The organism is uncultured Rummeliibacillus sp. (genome assembly GCF_934216135.1).
Lineage (GTDB): Bacteria > Bacillota > Bacilli > Bacillales_A > Planococcaceae > Rummeliibacillus.
The window spans coordinates 80059-99462 of the sequence record NZ_CAKQBI010000004.1 but is presented as its reverse complement, the minus strand read 5'-3'; the positions used below and the strand labels follow the sequence as shown (position 1 = coordinate 99462).

At 35.4% G+C, this 19404-nt stretch carries 18 protein-coding genes and 1 other annotated feature; of the genes, 1 reads left to right on the top strand and 17 read right to left on the bottom strand.

The features are described 5' to 3' along the window. Nucleotides 1–7: 7 nt before the first annotated feature. From Q0977_RS04215 to Q0977_RS04155, 13 genes are all read right to left on the bottom strand, one after another. Nucleotides 8–937, bottom strand: coding sequence for a peptidase U32 family protein (locus tag Q0977_RS04215; protein WP_119414782.1), 930 nt, complete (start codon nt 935–937; stop codon nt 8–10). A 6-nt stretch (nt 938–943) separates the two neighbouring features. Further along, nucleotides 944–1576, bottom strand: coding sequence for an O-methyltransferase (locus Q0977_RS04210; protein ID WP_119414781.1), 633 nt, complete (start codon nt 1574–1576; stop codon nt 944–946). A gap of 193 nt (nt 1577–1769) precedes the next feature. Beyond that, entirely contained in the window at nt 1770–2888 is a 1119-nt protein-coding gene (gene mltG / locus Q0977_RS04205; protein WP_119414780.1) for an endolytic transglycosylase MltG, read from the bottom strand. A 127-nt stretch (nt 2889–3015) separates the two neighbouring features. Then, nucleotides 3016–3309 (bottom strand): DUF1292 domain-containing protein, encoded by a 294-nt coding sequence (locus Q0977_RS04200; protein WP_119414779.1) that lies wholly within the window; start codon nt 3307–3309, stop codon nt 3016–3018. Nucleotides 3310–3341: 32 nt separating this feature from the next. Then, nucleotides 3342–3632 carry a DUF1292 domain-containing protein gene (locus tag Q0977_RS04195; protein ID WP_119414778.1) on the bottom strand — a complete coding sequence of 97 codons (291 nt, stop codon included), beginning with the start codon at nt 3630–3632 and terminating at the stop codon, nt 3342–3344. Between the two features lie 9 nt (nt 3633–3641). Then, nucleotides 3642–4061, bottom strand: coding sequence for a Holliday junction resolvase RuvX (gene ruvX, locus Q0977_RS04190; RefSeq protein WP_119414777.1), 420 nt, complete (start codon nt 4059–4061; stop codon nt 3642–3644). Next, on the bottom strand, nt 4061–4330 hold the full coding sequence (locus Q0977_RS04185) for an IreB family regulatory phosphoprotein (protein WP_119414776.1): 270 nt from the start codon (nt 4328–4330) through the stop codon (nt 4061–4063). Before Q0977_RS04185 ends, ruvX begins: the two co-directional genes overlap by 1 nt. 76 nt (nt 4331–4406) lie before the next feature. Then, entirely contained in the window at nt 4407–7070 is a 2664-nt protein-coding gene (gene alaS / locus Q0977_RS04180; protein ID WP_119414775.1) for an alanine--tRNA ligase, read from the bottom strand. A gap of 47 nt (nt 7071–7117) precedes the next feature. After that, nucleotides 7118–7323: a binding site (T-box leader), on the bottom strand. 91 nt (nt 7324–7414) lie between these two features. Beyond that, nucleotides 7415–9892: an ATP-dependent RecD-like DNA helicase gene (locus tag Q0977_RS04175; RefSeq protein WP_299510875.1), complete on the bottom strand. Its 2478-nt coding sequence runs from the start codon at nt 9890–9892 to the stop codon at nt 7415–7417. Between the two features lie 20 nt (nt 9893–9912). Further along, complete coding sequence (locus tag Q0977_RS04170; protein ID WP_119414773.1) at nt 9913–10572, bottom strand: lipopolysaccharide assembly protein LapB; 660 nt, start codon at nt 10570–10572, stop codon at nt 9913–9915. 16 nt (nt 10573–10588) lie between these two features. Next, on the bottom strand, nt 10589–11710 hold the full coding sequence (gene mnmA, locus Q0977_RS04165) for a tRNA 2-thiouridine(34) synthase MnmA (RefSeq protein ID WP_119414772.1): 1122 nt from the start codon (nt 11708–11710) through the stop codon (nt 10589–10591). 19 nt (nt 11711–11729) lie between these two features. Continuing rightward, a complete protein-coding gene (locus Q0977_RS04160) occupies nt 11730–12872 on the bottom strand; it encodes a cysteine desulfurase family protein (protein WP_199670657.1) in 1143 nt (380 codons plus the stop codon). Between the two features lie 15 nt (nt 12873–12887). Continuing rightward, nucleotides 12888–13307, bottom strand: coding sequence for a cysteine metabolism transcriptional regulator CymR (locus Q0977_RS04155; protein WP_119414770.1), 420 nt, complete (start codon nt 13305–13307; stop codon nt 12888–12890). Nucleotides 13308–13538: 231 nt separating this feature from the next. Here Q0977_RS04155 and Q0977_RS04150 point away from each other — a divergent pair, with 231 nt between their 5' ends. Further along, nucleotides 13539–14831 carry a replication-associated recombination protein A gene (locus Q0977_RS04150; protein WP_119414769.1) on the top strand — a complete coding sequence of 431 codons (1293 nt, stop codon included), beginning with the start codon at nt 13539–13541 and terminating at the stop codon, nt 14829–14831. A 115-nt stretch (nt 14832–14946) separates the two neighbouring features. Here the strand turns inward: Q0977_RS04150 and Q0977_RS04145 are convergent, their stop codons facing one another. The 4 genes from Q0977_RS04145 to Q0977_RS04130 all read right to left on the bottom strand — a co-directional run bounded on the left by Q0977_RS04145 (nt 14947) and on the right by Q0977_RS04130 (nt 19389). Further along, on the bottom strand, nt 14947–15810 hold the full coding sequence (locus Q0977_RS04145) for a DUF2785 domain-containing protein (protein WP_119414768.1): 864 nt from the start codon (nt 15808–15810) through the stop codon (nt 14947–14949). Between the two features lie 384 nt (nt 15811–16194). Beyond that, nucleotides 16195–17433: an ABC transporter permease gene (locus Q0977_RS04140; protein ID WP_124217185.1), complete on the bottom strand. Its 1239-nt coding sequence runs from the start codon at nt 17431–17433 to the stop codon at nt 16195–16197. Continuing rightward, nucleotides 17426–18325 carry an ABC transporter ATP-binding protein gene (locus Q0977_RS04135; RefSeq protein ID WP_119414766.1) on the bottom strand — a complete coding sequence of 300 codons (900 nt, stop codon included), beginning with the start codon at nt 18323–18325 and terminating at the stop codon, nt 17426–17428. The genes Q0977_RS04140 and Q0977_RS04135 overlap by 8 nt, the downstream gene beginning before the upstream one ends. Before the next feature lie 302 nt (nt 18326–18627). Further along, the gene (locus Q0977_RS04130; RefSeq protein ID WP_119414765.1) at nt 18628–19389 is read right to left on the bottom strand and encodes a ThiF family adenylyltransferase; all 762 of its coding nucleotides are present in this window, start codon (nt 19387–19389) and stop codon (nt 18628–18630) included. Nucleotides 19390–19404: the final 15 nt, after the last annotated feature.

The following is a 19404-nucleotide window of genomic DNA, read 5'->3' as shown; positions in this document are numbered from 1 at the left end:
CTCCTTCCTAATAGACAGTTTCTTTAAAGAAGAAGCCGGTATCAAGTGGGCGTAGTTCAGGTTGAATTTCTTCAATTTTCGCTAATAATTCTTCTTTAATATCAAAATAAGTATCTGGTGATTCTGCATAGGCATCGATTGCTTTACGATAACATTCTGTTACTGTTACAACATATTCTTCAGATTGCAAGACACCTTCAATTTTAAAAGCGTCAATCTCTGCTTCAAATAATTCATCTAGTTCATCAATGATACACATATCATTTGGACTATATATGTGTGTTCCATTTAAATCTTCATAGATCGGATATCTACTATTACGTTCTTTATCATATAAGTACATATTTCGTGCACTTTTACGATTTTCAACTTCCATAGCTTTTCCTTCATACATGAAATAATGGCCTAGTAGTGGGCGTTTTGACTGGAACATACATGTCATACCATGTACTTGTACTTGAATTTCAACTTCAGCATTTTCTTTAATCTCAATAATTTCTTCCATGCTCAATTCACGTGCTAGTACTGCACGAGTTGCGCCACGTTTTCCCCAGTAATTTGCTTGGAACCAGTTAGTGGCAATTGTTTCAGGACTCCAATGTAATGGAATGTCCACTTCTGCTTCTCGTTTTGCAATAATTACAGCAGGATCGCCAAAGACAATCCCATCAACGCCTATTTTCGCTAATTTTCGCATATATGGCGCAAGCCCATCTACACGATCGTTATGGAAAATGGCATTCATAGCAACATAAACTTTTTTCCCTGCATCATGTATTAAAGTTGTAGCTTCTGCTACTTGTTCAATAGTAAATTCTCCTGCTAAACGCAAACCAAATTGTTGTTCACCTATTAAAAAAGCATCTGCTCCGGCTTGGATAAGTGCTTTAACGTGGGCAATAGATTGTGGTGTCACGAGTAATTCAGGTTTTTTCATCAATGGTCACCTCTTTATACAAATCAATAACCCATCACCAACTGGGAAGAATGAGGATTGATAGTCCGGATTGGCAATAATCCATTCAGCAAATTGGTGTAGATTTCGAATCATTGTTCTTTTTCGCTTTGGCACGTCTTTCATATCTAAATCTGAAAGGCCATGCATATACATATTATCGATGTATAGTATTCCGCCTTTTTTCACAAGTGGGCTATACTTTTCAAAAAACTTTTTATATTGCCCTTTTGCAGCATCAATAAAAACAGCATCAAAAGATGGATAGGTACTTTCTACATCCACTTCTAACGCGTCTCCTTCAAGTAATACAATATGATCTTTCACATCGGACTTTGATAGGAATTGCTTCGCTTGTTCAATCCTTGTTTCATCACGTTCGATTGTAACAATTTTGGCATCCTTAACGGTTTCAGCCATACGAATTGCTGAGTAACCAATAGCACTTCCGATTTCTAGAATTGTGGCGGGATTTTGTATACGAAGCATTTGAAGTAAGATTTCAATTGCTGGTAATTGCATAATAGGAACATAGTTTTCTTCTGCAAATTGTTCCATTTCCATTAGTAATGCATTACGTGGTTGAATGAAGGATTTTGTATATGCATCCGAAATAGCCATTCAACACTCACTCCTTCATTTCTGATCCAGTAGCTAAATGAGCTACTTTTGTTATTAGATTGGTTGTTTATGAATACTGTTAAATCATATGATTCGTAAAAAACACTATCATAATCAAAACCTTATTATAAAAATACACTTTATCTTATCATGAAAATAGAAGAAAAGCGAGAGTCGCCTTTCTTCTATCTGGTTATTTAATATGTTGATCGACTTTATTTAAATGCTCATTGTATGTTTTAGAGAAATGGTTGTTTCCTTTTTCATCTGCTACAAAGTATAGATAGTCGGTTTCAGCTGGATTAATAGCTGCTTCTAACGACTCTTTACCTGCATTAGAAATTGGACCTGGTGGTAATCCTGCGTTCTTATATGTGTTGTATGGATTATCGACTTCTAAATCTTTGTACAATACACGAGATTTATGTTTTCCTAAAGCATAGAGAACAGTTGGGTCTGTTTGTAATGGCATTTTTTTATCAATACGATTGTAAAATACGCTTGCAATTGTTTCACGATCTGCTTTAGCTGTAGCTTCTCGTTCGAGCAATGAGGCAAAAGTCAAAAATTTATGAACAGACATGCGTTTTTCTTTCAATTGTACTGCGTATGATCCTACAACTTCATCTGTTTGAGCAACCATTTGTTCAGCTATCTCTTCAAGTTTAGGTTTTTCTTCAAAGAATGGATATGTTGATGGGTATAAATATCCTTCTAGTGCATAACGAATATTCTTGTTGTATACAGCCTTAGTGACCGTTTTAGGATATTTTTTTCTCATATCCTTTACAAATTCTTTACTTGTCACTAAATCCATAAATTCCTTCTTAGAGTAGTCGGTACTTTTAGATACTCGTTCAGCTATTTGGTCAAGAGTCAATCCTTCAGGAACGGTTATCGTAAATTCAGGTTGGCGATAAACTTTTCCTGTTTTTAAACTTTTAATAATTTCATCAATGGTCATTGATTGTGTTAATTCATATGTACCAGCTTGAAAGGCTGATTCATTTTTGAATTTTGCATAGTATTTAAATACTTTAGCATTTTTGATAATTCCTTTTTCTTCTAAAGTTTGCGAGATTGAATCTAAAGAAGAACCAATTGGAAATTCTATTTTTACTGATTTGTTAGCACTTTCGTTTACAGGTTTCAATGCACCTTTTATATAGAAATACATACTAATCCCTACAACAAGTACTAGTGCTACAATTATAGTCGAAATGATTAATACAATTTTTCGAACAAGCTTTTTTTCTGCTTGTCTTTCTTTTAACATATTGATTTGATCTTTTTTTGATGAATTTGTACTCAATTGCAAGTCCTCCTTTGAAAAGAGTATATCTCGCTTATTGTAAACTTATCCAGCCTGATGATTGGACTCACTTTCAATAAAAAAAGCGGAATGCTAAGTACTCATTCCGCTTGGGCGATTTTACTCGTTACTCTTCACCAAATTCAGCATCAAGAGTGTTTAATACTTCTTCAACCATATCCCATTCTTCGTCTGTTTCGATAGGAACAAGTTCTCCACCTTCACCATCTTCAGCAGGGTTGATTGCAGATGCAAAAATTTCTACTTCTTCGCCTTCTTCTGCGCCTTCTTTATAATACAGTACATATGATTTACCGAAGTCGTCTGAATCGAAAGTGTATAGTACAGCGTATACTTGTTCATTTCCTTCATCGTCTACTGCAATAATATGTTCGTGATTGTGTTCGTGTTCTTGTGTCATTTCCAGTCACCTCTTCTGATTATTTGAGTTACTTATTCTTGCTCAATTCCTTCATCTAATTCTTCAATAACAGATTCAATATAATCCCATTCTTCTTCGGTTTCGATTGGTGATAATTCACCATCTGTACCATCATCAGAAGGAATAAAAGATGATGCGAAAATTTCAACAGTACCATCTTCATCTTCAGAACCAATTACAGAATAAAGGACATAAGATTTTCCAAATTCTGCGGAGTCAAATGTATGAAGCACTTCACAAAGTTGCTCATTACCATCTTCATCAACGACTGTGATATGACGTTGTTCTAATTCTTCTTCCATTTTTTCACCTCATAATTGTTTTCGGTCTAAAAATCCTTGTAGGATCATGACCGCAGCCATCTTATCAATGACTTTTTTACGATTTTTGCGTCGAACATCTGCTTCAATAAGCAATCGTTCTGCTGCCATCGTAGTTAAACGCTCGTCCCAAAGTGTGACAGGCATTGAAAAAGTATCTTCTAAAAGCTTTGCATAAGCTTGTGATGCTTCTCCTCTGGGACCAATTGTATTATTCATATTTTTCGGGAATCCAACAACGAATTCCGTTACTCCATATTGTTGGACGAGTTCACTGATTCTTTCGATACCGAATTCACCATTTTCCTCATCAATTTTAACAGTTTCAACGCCTTGAGCTGTCCACCCAAGGGCGTCGCTAACTGCTACTCCAACAGTTTTGGAGCCTACATCTAAACCCATTATTCTCATCATTTTGCTCCGTTATTCTTCTTAATATAGAACTTAACTAGTTCTTCTAAAATTTCGTCACGTTCAAGCTTACGAATTTTGTTACGAGCATCTTGATGACGAGGAATATAAGCGGGATCTCCCGATAATAGGTATCCAACTATTTGGTTAATCGGGTTGTACCCTTTTTCTTCTAGTGCTGCATGAACATGAAGCATGGTTTCTCTTACTTCTTGTTCCATAGATTCTTCTGGGAAATTAAATTTCATCGTTTGATCAAACTTACTCATGCTCAGCACCTCACTTTAAAGTTGTTGGAAATTAAAACATCTTATAATTTTTAGTATACCTGATTCTTAATGCCTTTTAAATAGATTTTACATAATTATACACAGAATCCAACGCTTCTGCCAATTTTGAGCCATCTTTTGCTCCAGCCATTGCCATGTCAGGGCGACCGCCGCCTTTACCACCGCATTGTTCTGCTACATGTTTGACGATATTACCAGCGTGATAATTTCCACCTGCTATATCTTTTGTTACACCTGCACATAACATAACTTTTTCACCAGCTGTTGCTCCAAGAACAATTATGCTGTTATCCATTTTACCTTTTAAATCATCCATTAATTGGCGTAATTGATTATTATCTTTTGCATCTACTTTTGTAGAAAGAACTGTAACATTACCAATTTGTTGAGCTGCAGAAAGAATATTAGATGCTTGAGCTCCAGCAATTTTAGCTGAAAGTGATGCATTTTCACGTTGTTGTTCTTTTAACTCATGTTGTAATCCTTCTACACGAGCAACCAAATCTTTTGGATTTGCTTTTAGAAGTCCCGCAGCTTGTTCTAGAATATGTTGTTCTTCTTTTGCGGCAATATATGCTGCTTGTCCTGTAACTGCCTCGATACGTCGAGTACCTGCCCCGATACCACCTTCGGAAATAATTTTGAAGAAGCCAATTTCAGAAGTATTTTTTACATGAATACCACCACATAATTCAATTGAGTAGTCAGATACTTGAACAACTCGAACAACATCACCATATTTTTCTCCGAACAATGCCATTGCTCCCATTGCTTTTGCGTCTGCAATCGGCATTTCTTCGATAACGACTTGAATGCCTTCCCAAACTTTTTCATTGACAATTTGTTCGATTTTTTCTAATTCTTCTTTTGTCACAGCACCAAAGTGAGAGAAGTCGAAACGTAAACGATCTGGCCCTACATATGAACCTGCTTGGTTTACATGTTCGCCAAGAGTATCTTTTAATGCGCGTTGTAAAAGGTGAGTTGCAGTATGGTTTTTCACAATTAAGTTTCGTTCAGCGCGATCGACTTTTGCGAACACTTCATCTTCTACATGCATTTCACCAGATTCAATAAGTACAGTGTGTAACGGTTGACCATTTGGTGCTTTTTGTACATCTTTGACAGATGCAGTGAATGAATCGTTTGAAATTGTACCATGGTCTGCGATTTGTCCACCCATTTCTGCATAAAATGGTGTTTCAGCTAAAATAACTAATACTTCGTCACCTTCAGATGCTGTTTTTGCTTCTTGTCCGCCAACAACCATTGCAGCAACTCTTGTATTTGTTTCTAATGTATCGTAACCAACAAAAGTACTTTCTTGTTTTAAGTTTGCTAACACTTCTGATTGTACATGCATAGAGTCAACATCTTGACGAGCATTACGAGCACGCTCACGTTGTGCTTCCATTTCAGCTTCAAAACCAGCTTCATCTACTGTCATACCTACTTCTTCAGCATATTCTTCAGTAAGTTCTACTGGGAAACCATACGTATCATACAAACGGAATGCATCAGCGCCTGGAATAACTGTTTCACCTTTTGCTTTTTGTGATTCTACAACTTCATTGAAAATAGCTAAACCATCGTGTAGTGTTTCATGGAAACGAACTTCTTCGTTTTTAATAACACGTGAAATAAATTCTGCCTTTTCTTGTACTTGTGGATAAAAATCAGCCATAATTGCACCAACAGTTGAAACTAATTCGAACATAAATGGCTTTTCAATACCAATTTGTTTTGCATAACGAACAGCACGACGCAATAAACGACGTAATACATAGCCTCGGCCTTCATTTGAAGGTAGAGCACCATCACCAATAGCAAATGCTACAGTACGAATATGGTCTGCGATTACTTTGAATGGTGTGTTTATATCTTCTTCACTACCGAAAATTTCATTGAAATCTATTTCGTTAGGGCGTTTATATTTGCGATTTGCAAATTCTTCAATTTTTTCAATGATTGGCATAAATAAATCTGTATCAAAGTTTGTAGGTACATTTTGGACAACTGAAGCCATACGTTCAAGTCCCATACCTGTATCAATATTTTGCTTTGGTAGTGGAGTGTAAGTACCATCTGGATTATGGTTGAATTGTGAGAACACAAGGTTCCAGATTTCTAGATAACGTTCATTTTCCCCACCTGGATATAATTCAGGGTCTTTTGGGTTATTGCCATATTCTTCGCCACGATCATAGAAGATTTCTGAGTTTGGACCACTTGGACCTTCACCAATATCCCAGAAGTTACCTTCTAAACGGATTAGGCGTTCTTCAGGCACACCGATTTCATCTTTCCAAATATTATATGCTTCTTGGTCTTCAGGGTGAATTGTAATGGATAATTTAGCACCATCGAATCCCATCCATTTTGGATCAGTTAAAAATTCCCAAGCAAAATGAATAGCTTCTTTTTTAAAGTAATCACCGATAGAAAAGTTACCAAGCATTTCAAAGAAAGTATGGTGTCTTGCTGTTTTACCAACATTTTCGATATCGTTTGTACGAATTGCTTTTTGAGCATTTGTTATACGTGGATTTTCAGGTATAACGGAACCATCAAAGTATTTTTTTAATGTTGCTACACCAGAGTTAATCCAAAGTAATGATGCGTCATTAATTGGAACAAGTGGCATACTTGGCTCTTGTTTATGATTTTTTTCTTCGAAGAATTGAATGAATTTACGACGAATTTCTGCAGATGTTTGCATAGAAATTATTTCCTCCTTTAATACAATAAAAAAAACCCCATCCTCTTAAAAGGGACGAAGGTTATATTCGCGGTACCACCCTAATTATAATAATTTACACTATTATCTCTTACTTTACCTTAACGCGGTTAACGACAGTTTTTAACTGCACTCAGGACGAGCTTTTCCAAATTGGAAGTTGAAGATTCTCGCAGCCAAGGAATCTCTTTCTGAACACTTTCCAATAAGTACTTTTTTCCTTCAACGATTTCTAAATATAGGGTTTAAAAATAGTACATTTGCGTTATATGACTAGTTGTATCCATTTTTTCTCTTTCTTATTTTAAAAAATGCCTGTCATTATGTCAATTCTCATTATTCATAAAGTCATATGGACTAATACCATTCATGCCGATCATGGGATGGATGCTATATACATTCTCCATAGTCAGCTTAGCAGGTTCTCCATTCGTTTCTGCTAAATCTGATTCTATAGGGGCTTCTTCTACATTTATCGTTTCTGATGATGAGTCAACATTTTCTATAGGACTTTTCACTGTTTTTTCAACAGGTGTATCACTCATTAACCGATCTGCCAGACTAGTATGCCTTTTTGAATCATCAGTTCTTTGGAAACCATAGATAAAAGTATCAGGTTCTCCACAAAGGATAAGAAAGTTTTTAGCTCTTGTAATACCCGTATAGAGTAAATTCTTCCGAAGCATTTTAGAATAGCTTCTAACAATCGGCATAATTACCATTGGAAATTCGCTACCTTGGGATTTATGAATCGAGCAACAATACGCTAGTGTTAGTTGATTTAAATCACCTTTTTGATATGTTACTTCAATACCATCGAAAGAAACTATTAATAAGTCTGTTTTTTCAACCGTTTCTTTCGCTTTTATAATGGAAATTACTTCCCCCATATCTCCATTGAATACATTATTATTTGGTTGGTTGACGAGTTGCAATACCTTATCACCAATTCGATAAATCGTATCTCCAAAAGCAATTTCTTTTGTTTTTTCGCTTTTCTTAGGATTCAAAAGTTCTTGCAACAATTTGTTCAAAGCATCAATACCAGCAGTTCCCCGATACATCGGTGCTAATACTTGTATGTCATGAATAGAAAATCCTTTTTTTATGGCACTTTTCACTACTTGACCAACTACATCTGCAATTTGCTCTTGACCAACTCGGATAAATGATCGATCACTTGTTTTAACTGTTAAGTCTTGAGGAATTTCGCCTTGTTTCATCTGATGTGCCAGTTCAATAATTGAAGAACCTTCTGATTGACGATAAACATCGGTAAGTTCAACAGTTGGAATTGACTTCGAGGCAAGTAAGTCTTTTAGTACTTGCCCTGGCCCAACTGGTGGTAGTTGGTCTTGGTCCCCAACAAAAATCACTTGGCAATCATCGTTCAATGCTTTTAATAATTGGTGAGCTAACCAAGTATCTACCATCGACATTTCATCCACGATTATAAGTCTACCCGCGACTTCGCGATCTGAATCTTCATCTTTTTCTTGACCTGTAAATCCTAATAATCGGTGAATAGTCATCGCAGGGAGTTCAGTAGATTCGCTAAGTCGTTTTGCTGCACGACCTGTTGGAGCAACTAAAACAATTGGAAAATCTTCATCTTTTTCGGCATACTCCTTTGGATTCAATGACAACCCATGCAATTCTGCATAGACATCTACAATTCCTTTGACAACAGTTGTTTTCCCAGTACCTGGACCACCTGTTAAGATCATTACAGCGGAATTAATGGCGGTTTCAATTGCTTCGATTTGCGTTTCTGCGTAACTAACACCAAACCTTTCCTCAGCATCCCCTATTCGCTTACGAATTTCTGATGCTGGAAAAGCAGAATGTTCTTTGTTTTTTTTGACTAGTTCAGTTATTTTCGATGCAATACCAATTTCCGAATAATAGAGTGAGGGCATATAGATTCTTGTTTCTTCGCCACATACTTTACCATCTTCACCTAATTCGATAATACATTTTGAGATATCATCGTATTCTATCGCACATCGTTGGCTTGTTTCTAGAAGTCGTTTAGCTTCAGGTATTATTTCACTAGCATCAAGAAAAACATGTCCTTCTGATAGTGCAGCTACATTCAAAAGATGTAAAATCGCAGCTTTAATCCGATCTGGATGGTTTCCTGTTATATGTAATCTTGCACCAAGTTCATCTGCACGTTGGAAACCAATTCCTTCAATATCTTCAATTAATCGATAAGGATTTTTTTGCAACACTTGCAATGTTTCACCTTCGTACATTTGGTAAATCTTCACTGCAATTTGTGCGCCAAATCCCCATTCATTGAGTTGAATCATAATGCGATCGAGTCCAAGATTTTGTTCCAAAACTGAACGTAGTGTTTGCTTTTTTTCTTCAGTTAATCGAGGAATTTCATCTAATGCATCTGGGTTTTCAATAATCACTTTGATAGCATTTGCCCCTAGTTTTTTGACGATAATATCAGCAGTACGACGACCGATTCCAGGGAATAAATCACTAGCTAAATATTGAACGACCCCAGTTTCAGTTGCTGGAATCTCTTTTTCAAAAGTAGCAGCTTGAAACTGTAGGCCGTATTTAGGATGTTGCTTCAGTTGACCTGTATAGCGGTATATAGCATCCTCGACAACTTTAGGAAAATAACCTGTGACGATTATTTCCTTTTCTTTATAGTCCGTATTTGTTTCTTGAATTTTCAACTTTACAATTGAAAACAAATTTTGTGCATTATGAAAAATGGTAACGACAGGTCGACCGACGATAAAAAGCTGCTCGTCTGTAAATAATGTTAAATTCCCAGTCAACTCTGTCCCCTTCTTTCAAATTAGTTCTTTTTCATCGCAAGCATGTCATGAATATATCGTGCTTGTTCAAATTCAGGTTGTAATGTATAAGCTTGTTTTAAATGATACATTGCATCATCAATTTGGTCGGTAGAAACAGCATATAATACTCCTAAATTATAGTGAGCATCTGCATTATTCCAATCTTCATCGATGACAAACTTTAGTTCTTTCTCTGCTTGTTCAAATAATTCTAATGTACATAGCATAATGCCATAAGATAGTCTTATTTGTAAATCTTGCGGTGCAAGTTCAGCTGCTCGTTGCATATAAGGCAGGCCAAGCTTATGTTGTCCTTCATGTTCAAAACTTTTACCTAACATATAATAGGCATCAGCACCTTCAATTCCATGACGAATTGATTTCTCATATAATTTTGCAGCTTCTAAATATCTTTCTGAATTATAATATAAATTCGCTAAACCGTAGTATGCTGTTGCCGTATTTTCATCTAATGTTATTGCTTTTTGGAAAAAACGTTCTGCTCGTTCTATATCATCCATTGATGCTAGTAGATTACCGAAGTTAATATAACCCACTGGATCATTAGGATTTTCGTCTATTGCTTGAGTAAATGCTTTAGCTGCATCTTCATAACGTTTTTCTTGAATAGCTTTTACGCCTTCTTCATTAAAATCCATTTCTATCACCTCTATATTACCCAACGTAAGTTAGTTTTTCGCCATTTTTAAATACTTCATCAATCGTAGCGCCACCTAGACATTCATCTCCATCGTATAAAACAACAGATTGTCCTGGTGTGATAGCACGCGTTGGTTCACTAAAGGTAACTTGCCATTTATCTTCGCCCAAAATTTCTACTTCTACAGGTACGTCCTTTTGACGATAACGGAATTTAGCTGTAGCTTTGAACTTTTTAGGCATTTCGCGATGTGTTGTAAAACTTGTTTTCACTGCAGTTAAGCTAGTAGAAAATAGTTTATCGTTATAGAAGTTTTGACCAACTAATAAGACATTTCTTTCTAAATCTTTTCCTAGTACAAACCATGGATCACCATCTCCGCCGATTCCAAGGCCATGACGTTGTCCAATTGTGTAATACATTAATCCATCGTGTTTGCCCATCACTTGACCATCAAATGTTTCCATATTGCCTGGTTGCGCAGGTAAGTATTGACTTAAGAACTCTTTGAAATTACGTTCTCCGATAAAACAGATACCTGTTGAGTCTTTTTTCTTGGCAGTTGCTAAACCTGCTTCAGCTGCGATTTCACGGACACGAGGTTTTTCTAATTCTCCAATTGGGAACATAACTTTCGACAATTGTTCTTGAGATAATTGGTTTAAGAAATACGTTTGGTCTTTGTTTTGATCGACGCCGCGTAACATTCTTGTTTCACCGTCTCGTACTTCTACTCGTGCATAATGCCCTGTTGCCACATAATCAGCACCAAGTTTTAAAGCATGTTCTAGGAATGCCTTAAATTTGATTTCTTTGTTGCACATAACATCAGGATTTGGTGTACGACCTGCTTTATATTCCTCTAAGAAATAAGTAAATACTTTATCCCAATATTGTTTTTCAAAGTTTACTGCATAATAAGGAATTCCGATTTGATTGCAAACTTTAATGACATCTTCATAATCTTCTGTAGCTGTACAAACACCATTTTCGTCTGTATCATCCCAGTTTTTCATAAAAATACCGATGACGTCATAGCCTTGTTTCTTTAATAAGTAAGCCGTCACAGAAGAATCGACTCCTCCAGACATTCCGACGACAACCCGGGTTTGTGAGGGGTCTTTCGTTACGTTCATATTGTTTCACCTTTTTCTATTATTTCACTAGACGTTTTACGATCTCGATTGTTTTAACTGCAGCTGTTTCAATGTCCTCCAGTGTTAAGCCATAGCCAAAGCTAAAGCGAATAGAGTTGCGGAGTTCATCGGCATCTTTTCCGTACATAGCAACTAGTACATGTGAAGGATCGATAGAACCAGCTGTACATGCAGAACCACTTGAAGCTGCTATACCTGCGATATCCAAATTAACTAAAAAAGATTCTACATCCATTCCTTTAAAGCTAATATTTAAAACATGAGGTAAATAGTCAACTTCATCACCATTTACATGATAAGTGATACCTGCTTGATCTAATTTATCTAAAAATGTTTTGCGGAATTGTTTAAATAATTGTTGTTTTTCTTCAAAACTATCTTGTGCAATTTTTGTAGCTTCTGCTAAACCAACAACTGCCGGTACATTTTCAGTTCCTGCACGACGTTTGCGCTCCTGTTCTCCCCCGAAAATAATTGGTTGAATTTTTGCGTTATCACGTTGATATAAAAAGCCTAAGCCTTTCGGGCCGTTCAATTTATGAGAAGAAACAGATAGTAAATCTACTTGTAATTCATTGACATCAATCTTTTGAATACCAAATGCTTGAACTGCATCCGTATGGAAACTCGCTTGATGATCCTTTAATAAGGCACCGATTTCTTTAATCGGTTGTAATGTACCGACTTCGTTGTTACCAAACATAACTGTTACCAAAATGGTATCGTCTCGAAGAGCTTTTTTTAGATCATCAAGTGAGATCATTCCTTTTTCGTTGACTGGAAGATATGTCACTTCAAAGCCTTCTCTTTCTAGTTGTTGGCAAGTATGAAGTACTGCATGATGCTCGATTTGTGTTGTAATAATATGGCGACCTTCTGCACGTCTTGCATGTGCTGTACCAGTAATCGCTAAATTATCAGCTTCACTACCACCACTGGTAAAGATGATTTCGCGGTCTTTTGCACCAATAGATTTTGCAATTACTGTTCTTGCTTCGTCCAAATATTTGCGAGCATATCGACCAATGCCATGAATACTAGAGGGATTGCCAAAAACTACTCCCATAGTTTCTGCCATCTTCTCAATTACAGCTGGATGCATAGGAGAAGTTGCAGCATGGTCAAGATAAATTTCTTTCATGATAAAAAACTCCTTTTAAATATAAAACATATAGCCATCGTCATTATGTTCTTCTGTATAAGTTGCTAAATCATCAAGTGTTGTTGTTTCAAGTACGTCTTTTACAGCATCTCGAACACGTAACCAAAGCTCTCGTTGTGGTGGAGCTTCTTCTTCAATACCTTCAACAGGTTGAATTGGACCTTCTAAAACTTTAATCACATCTGCTGAAGAGATTAAATGGGGTGCTTTTGACAGCATATAACCACCGTATGCACCACGAACACTTTTTACAAGGCCTGAGTTTCTTAAAGGAGAAACAAGTTGTTCTAAATAAGCTTCTGATAAGTTGTTCTCAGATGCAATTTGTCTAAGTGGGATTGGTCCTTGACCATATTCTTTAGCCAACTCAATCATAATAGTTAGGCCATAACGACCTTTTGTTGATATTTTCATATATACACCTCTAAAATTAGCTATTTGTCTAGATTAAAGTATAGCATATTTCCTTTCATTCTACTCGGGAATGATTTATGATTATTGTTACGAGTTATCGAAACTTGTCTAATTATCAAAACAAGTAATTTTATCTACTACTTTATCACTTATAACATAAATTTTTCTTAGTAAAGATACATTAAATTTACAACAACTTACTGGATACAAATAAATGAAGGAGGTGTCTGCATGCCGAACGAACCACTTGCTTTTCGTATGCGACCACGTAACCTTGATGAAGTTGTTGGTCATCAAGAAATTATTGGACAAAATACTACATTATATAAAATGATAAAAAATGGGCATATACCTTCTATGTTACTTTACGGTGAACCTGGTATTGGAAAAACATCGATTGCCTTTGCAATAGCTGGTTCTTCTAAATTACCATTTTTCGCCTTGAATGCTACACGTGCAGGAAAAAAAGATGTGGAGGATGTTGTAGGCGAAGCAAAATTATCAGGACAAGTCATCTTATTTTTAGATGAAATTCATCGTTTCAATAAATTGCAACAAGATACTCTACTTCCACATGTTGAAAACGGTTCAATTGTATTAATAGGGGCAACAACCGAAAATCCATTTCACGATGTCAATCCTGCCATTCGATCCCGCTGTGGAGAGATTAAGCAACTTAAGAGATTGACAGATGATGATATTGATACATTGATACTTCGAGCTTTAGAAGATAAAGAACGCGGACTAGGTCGTTATAAAATCCGCATGACAGATGATCAACGTACACTCATCGTACAAGCTGCACATGGAGATGCCCGAAAAGCACTAACTCTTTTGGAGTCTGTCTACTATTCTTCAGATGAAGAAAACGATGAGACGATTGTACAAGATTCAATCGTCAAAAATCTAGCAGAACGCATCGGAGTTTATGGGGATAAAAAAGGAAGTCACTTCTATAATCTTATTTCAGCATTACAAAAATCTATTCGTGGAAGTGATGTAAACGCAGCAATCTACTATTTAGCGAACTGTTTGGAAAATGGTGATTTGGTTGCGGTCAGTCGACGATTGCTTGTAATCAGTTATGAAGATATAGGTTTAGCTGCTCCTGAAGTAGGTTCACATGTTCTTGCAGCAGTACAGGCTGCTGAACGTCTTGGAATGCCGGAAGCACGTATTCCGCTTGCACATGCTGTTATTGAAATGTGTCTAGCAGAAAAATCCAATTCAGCTATTGCTGCTATTGATGCAGCAACAGCAGCTATTCACGCTGGTAAAACAGGAGACATCCCGATGCATTTACGAGATGCTCACTATGCAGGTGCAAAAGTACTCGGCGTAGAAGGATATCAATATCCGCATAATACACCTATTGGTACATTTGGTGGCTGGGTAGATCAGCAATATTTACCCGATGAACTAGAAGGCACGGAATTCTACAAACCAGTCATTGCAGGACAAGAAAAACGCATGGCAGGAATCTATGATCATTTGAATAGTTTAAAAAAGAATAGAAAAAAATAGCCTATTTATTAGTAATCTAAGACTATGGACGACCCTAACAAATTTAGAGTTTGTCTATAGTCTTTTTATAGTTTATTTTATCCAAATAAGTAGAACAATAATCATCTTGAATCCATTAGTTATATAAGGATATTACCGACAAACACTTTTTAAGACTATTTCGAAGAGGAATTAAGTCACGATTGGATTCAACTTTAATATAAAAACTTTTTAAGAATGTCTTACAGTTTGAATATAAAAACCAATACTGTTCTTCCTCTATCTGTTCTTTTTGATTTTTTAGTTGTATCGGTATATTTTGCACTAATGTTTCGATCTCTTTTTGCTCCAATCCTCTATTTAACATTTCTAATATGGGAATCAAAATTCTTTCGTCTTCATCATGTATATAAACACTTGTAGAAACGAAAATCTTATTCCATAGCATTTTAAGTATTTCTATAAAGGATTCCTGATTTATTTTTGGATTCTTTATAAGTTCTTCAAAAGCATCAGCTACATGAGCTATACTGTGTGCCCATCCTTTTACTGAAACATAGCCCCTTAAATCATTCTCTAAATTTATATAATCGATTAACCTGTCCTTAATTTTATAAACTGTACTTTTGGAAAGAAAATTATCTTCGTTATCTCTATAAAGAATAAGTGCCACTAAAAGTGAAGTAAAAGATCTTATGAAAACTGTATCCGTTCCATTTTCCTCAATTCCTTTAAATAACAATTCATTTATACTCAAGTCTAAGAGTTTTTTTAACATGTTATGTTCGAGAATATTTTTCTCTATTATTAATTGACAAAATGAGCCATATATCAAGTTGTCCCTTAACTCACTATCAATTGAACCGATATGGTTAATCATTGATTGAACTATAAGCGACTTATTCTTTTCATCCCAGTCGTTTTGTCCATTTTGAATATCCTTTAAAACCATTCTTAGTTCATCTTCATCTAATAAAATTGTGTTTGTAAGTAGATTCAATATTAATCACCTTTGCAGATATGTTTTTTTACAATACTTTTTACTTATCATAATTCAACTTTCGCAGTTGAAATTTCATTTGTCTCTATCCTACATATTTTTTGAATGAAATGTGGTACTTTTGATTGTTAGAAATCTGTTCTTTCTTGACAGATTTATTTATATTTATAAATTTGTATGTTGATTGGAGTGGATGGCGGTGACTCCTGCGGGAAAGCGAGACAGGTGAGACCCCGGAACGAAGTGAGGAGACTCACCGCTCGCCCGCGGAAAGCGTCCGCCAGTAACGGAAATCAACAGATTATCATAGAAAAAAACAAGGCCATCAAGAGTTAAATTCAATGCACCCTGATTTTTCCATTTTAAAAGTTTGGATTTAAGATATTACGTAGTAACTTTCAACACAGTTTTAATTTTTTGAATAACCCCACCAGAACTATAAGTCAGTACGCTTCGTTTATAGAATGAAAAACTAATATAGAACAGTACGATAACTGTAACGATTAAAACAATTAATGCAATAAGTGGTTCTGCAGGTGACAAGTCCGTCGCACCTATTCGAAGCGGCATAACCATCACTGTCGTAAATGGGATAAAAGAAAAGACTTTTACAAGCAATGTATCTGGATTGGATAAACCTGATAACAATACGTAAAAACCCGCCATACCAACGAACATAGCTGGCATCATCGTTTGGCCCGCTTCCTCTACTTTAGAAACAAGTGAACCAAAGAGGGCACCCATAATTAAGAAAAGGAAAATAGATAACAATAAGTATGCAAGAGTGTATAGAACATAACTTATCGATAAATGATCAACAATATCCGCAACTTTCCCCCACTTTTCTCCTCCGTTTACTATTAACAATAGAATAATTTGTACACCAAATATCAATATGACTTGCGTAAATGCTAATAAATAAGTACCCGTAATCTTTGCCAAAAAGTGGGTTGAAGGTTTAACACTTGCAAGTAATACTTCTAATACCCGTGAACCTTTTTCGGAAGCAACATCTGTCGTAATAATAGATAAAAACGAAATAACGATTGAGTAGACTATTGAACCTACTAAAATAGAAGCTCCAATGCCTGCCGCTTTTTCATCCTCGCTCTTTCCACTTTCTTTTTCAGTATTTAAATTTTTCATATTAATCGGTGTTTCAGATTCAATAATTTGAGCTGCTTGTTCAGCCGATAAATTGAGTTGTTGTACCGAATAGATTTTTCCAGCATACTGAATCATCGAAGATAATTTCGTTTGATCATTGAATTCAAGTGGTGTATATGTGGCAATTTCAGCGTTTAACTTACCGTCTTTTTCATTTAGAAAGACTGCCGCATCTAATTTCTCATCTTTGACCTGTTTTTCAATTTTTGCTGAATCATCATTAGAAAAAGAAAATTTCAAATCGTTATCTGATTGAAATACTTCTTTAAAATCCTGTTTTGTATTGTTAATCATAGCAATCTTAAGTGGTTCTTCGGAAAAAAGAGCAGCTTTAATATCAGACCAAAATATAATCCCACTGATAATTGCAACATATAATAATGTCCCAAAAATAAATGATTTTGCTTTAATCTTTTGCTTATAAAGCTGAGTTACTAATATCCAAAATTTAGACATGCTCTCCACCTACCAAGTCTTTGAAGATTTCATCCAGCGATAAATAATCCATACTAAACTTCTCCATATATTTTCCTTTTCCAAGAGTATCAAATAATTGTTCTCCGTACGATTCATCTTCCAATAATAAGGTGAAACCATCTTTTGTTTCTTTAACATTCCCAACACCAGGAAGGGCAAATAGTTGTGATTTATCCAGATCTGTACGGATACTTAGTTTAATCTTGCCGTATTGCTCCTTTAAATCTACTAAACTACCAGTAAATAAAGACTCACCTTTTTTTAATATACAAAGATGATCACAAAGCTCTTCCACATTATCCATTTGATGACTTGAGAAAAGAATCGTTGTACCTTTTTCTTTTAGATATAAAATTGCATCCATTAATAATTGCCGATTAACAGGATCAAGACCACTAAAAGGCTCATCTAATATTAGAAACTCTGGTTGGTGGATAAAACTTGCGATTAGCTGTACTTTTTGCTGATTTCCTTTTGACAGTGTTTCAGCCTTTGCTTTTCGTTTATCATCCAATTCAAATCGAGTAATCCAGTAATCTACTTCTTGTTTCAAATCCGTCCTAGTCCACCCTCGTAATACACCAAAAAAATAAAGTTGTTCTTCTACTGTCATAGTAGGGAAAATACCACGTTCTTCTGGCAAATAGCCAAGTACATCTCGATTGACTCTATTCATCGGTTGACCATTCCAAGATATATTCCCCTCAGTCGTATCCTGTAAATCTAAAATCATACGAAATGTTGTAGTTTTTCCAGCTCCATTCTGTCCTATTAATCCAAAGATTTCTCCTTTTTCAATAGTAAAAGATAGCTGGTTCACTGCTTTAAAATCATGATACCTTTTTGTAACTTGCTCGATTACTAGTGCCATAAACCTTCTCCTTTTTTAAAAATTCTGAACATAATACTTATACGTTTCTAACCACGAAATGTATTCACCTTAATTGAAATTAAATAGATATGGTTATCATAAATAAAATGTTTGTCTCTTTTGTAAGAACAAATAGAAAAATCACAACAAAAGAACTTGATGCTACAGTTAAAATTATATATCAATTTAACTAATAATGGTAAAAAATAAAATTTCATATTACCATATTTAACTAATATTCCTATTACATAATAAAAACCGTATTCACAGATTAATGTGTAAATACGGTTTTGGTAAATATATTAGCCTTGTACTCGATTAATTTTAATATCTTTCAAAATATCACGTACTACCCAGCTTGCAGCTATTAAACCTGCTGTAGAAGGGGCAAAAGCATTTGATGATGGTGGCATTTTAGCTTTTCTAATTTCAGCATCCGGTTTACCAACTGTTTCGGCAACATCTGGTCGAATAACAATTGGACTTTCATCAGAGAAAATAACAGGAACACCTTTTTTAATGCCATCCTTACGTAATTTTAAACGAATGACTTTAGCAAGTGGGTCTGTATGCGTTTTTGATATATCTGCGATTTTAAAACGAGTTGGGTCCATTTTGTTGGCAGCACCCATACTAGAGATAATTTTAATCTTTCTTTTTAGACATTCTTTAATAATATGAATTTTGTATTTCACAGTATCTGAAGCATCAATGACATAATCAGGTTGATAGCTAAAGAATTTTTCATATGTTTCTTCTGTATAGAACATATGTAAATCGATTACTTCACATTCCGGATTAATATCCGCAATTCTTTCTTTCATAACTGCTGATTTTGATTTACCGATTGTAGATATATAAGCAACTAATTGACGGTTAATATTCGTAATATCAACATCATCCTTATCTACTAAAATAATTCGACCAACACCACTTCTTGCGCATGCTTCAGCAGCAAATGAACCAACACCACCAACGCCTAGAATGGCAACGGTCGTATTTTTTAGTTTATCTAAACCTTCTTGTCCAATTGCAAGCTCATTTCTTGAAAATTGATGTAACATGAACGTCTCTCCTAT

Coding starts and splice junctions, on each gene's coding strand:
- Q0977_RS04215 (WP_119414782.1), bottom strand. CDS start 937: ATGAAAAAACCTGAATTACTCGTGACACCACAATCTATTGCCCACGTT.
- Q0977_RS04210 (WP_119414781.1), bottom strand. CDS start 1,576: ATGGCTATTTCGGATGCATATACAAAATCCTTCATTCAACCACGTAAT.
- Q0977_RS04200 (WP_119414779.1), bottom strand. CDS start 3,309: ATGACACAAGAACACGAACACAATCACGAACATATTATTGCAGTAGAC.
- Q0977_RS04195 (WP_119414778.1), bottom strand. CDS start 3,632: ATGGAAGAAGAATTAGAACAACGTCATATCACAGTCGTTGATGAAGAT.
- ruvX (WP_119414777.1), bottom strand. CDS start 4,061: ATGAGAATAATGGGTTTAGATGTAGGCTCCAAAACTGTTGGAGTAGCA.
- Q0977_RS04185 (WP_119414776.1), bottom strand. CDS start 4,330: ATGAGTAAGTTTGATCAAACGATGAAATTTAATTTCCCAGAAGAATCT.
- alaS (WP_119414775.1), bottom strand. CDS start 7,070: ATGCAAACATCTGCAGAAATTCGTCGTAAATTCATTCAATTCTTCGAA.
- Q0977_RS04170 (WP_119414773.1), bottom strand. CDS start 10,572: ATGGATTTTAATGAAGAAGGCGTAAAAGCTATTCAAGAAAAACGTTAT.
- mnmA (WP_119414772.1), bottom strand. CDS start 11,710: ATGAACGTAACGAAAGACCCCTCACAAACCCGGGTTGTCGTCGGAATG.
- Q0977_RS04160 (WP_199670657.1), bottom strand. CDS start 12,872: ATGAAAGAAATTTATCTTGACCATGCTGCAACTTCTCCTATGCATCCA.
- Q0977_RS04155 (WP_119414770.1), bottom strand. CDS start 13,307: ATGAAAATATCAACAAAAGGTCGTTATGGCCTAACTATTATGATTGAG.
- Q0977_RS04150 (WP_119414769.1), top strand. CDS start 13,539: ATGCCGAACGAACCACTTGCTTTTCGTATGCGACCACGTAACCTTGAT.
- Q0977_RS04140 (WP_124217185.1), bottom strand. CDS start 17,433: ATGTCTAAATTTTGGATATTAGTAACTCAGCTTTATAAGCAAAAGATT.
- Q0977_RS04135 (WP_119414766.1), bottom strand. CDS start 18,325: ATGGCACTAGTAATCGAGCAAGTTACAAAAAGGTATCATGATTTTAAA.
- Q0977_RS04130 (WP_119414765.1), bottom strand. CDS start 19,389: ATGTTACATCAATTTTCAAGAAATGAGCTTGCAATTGGACAAGAAGGT.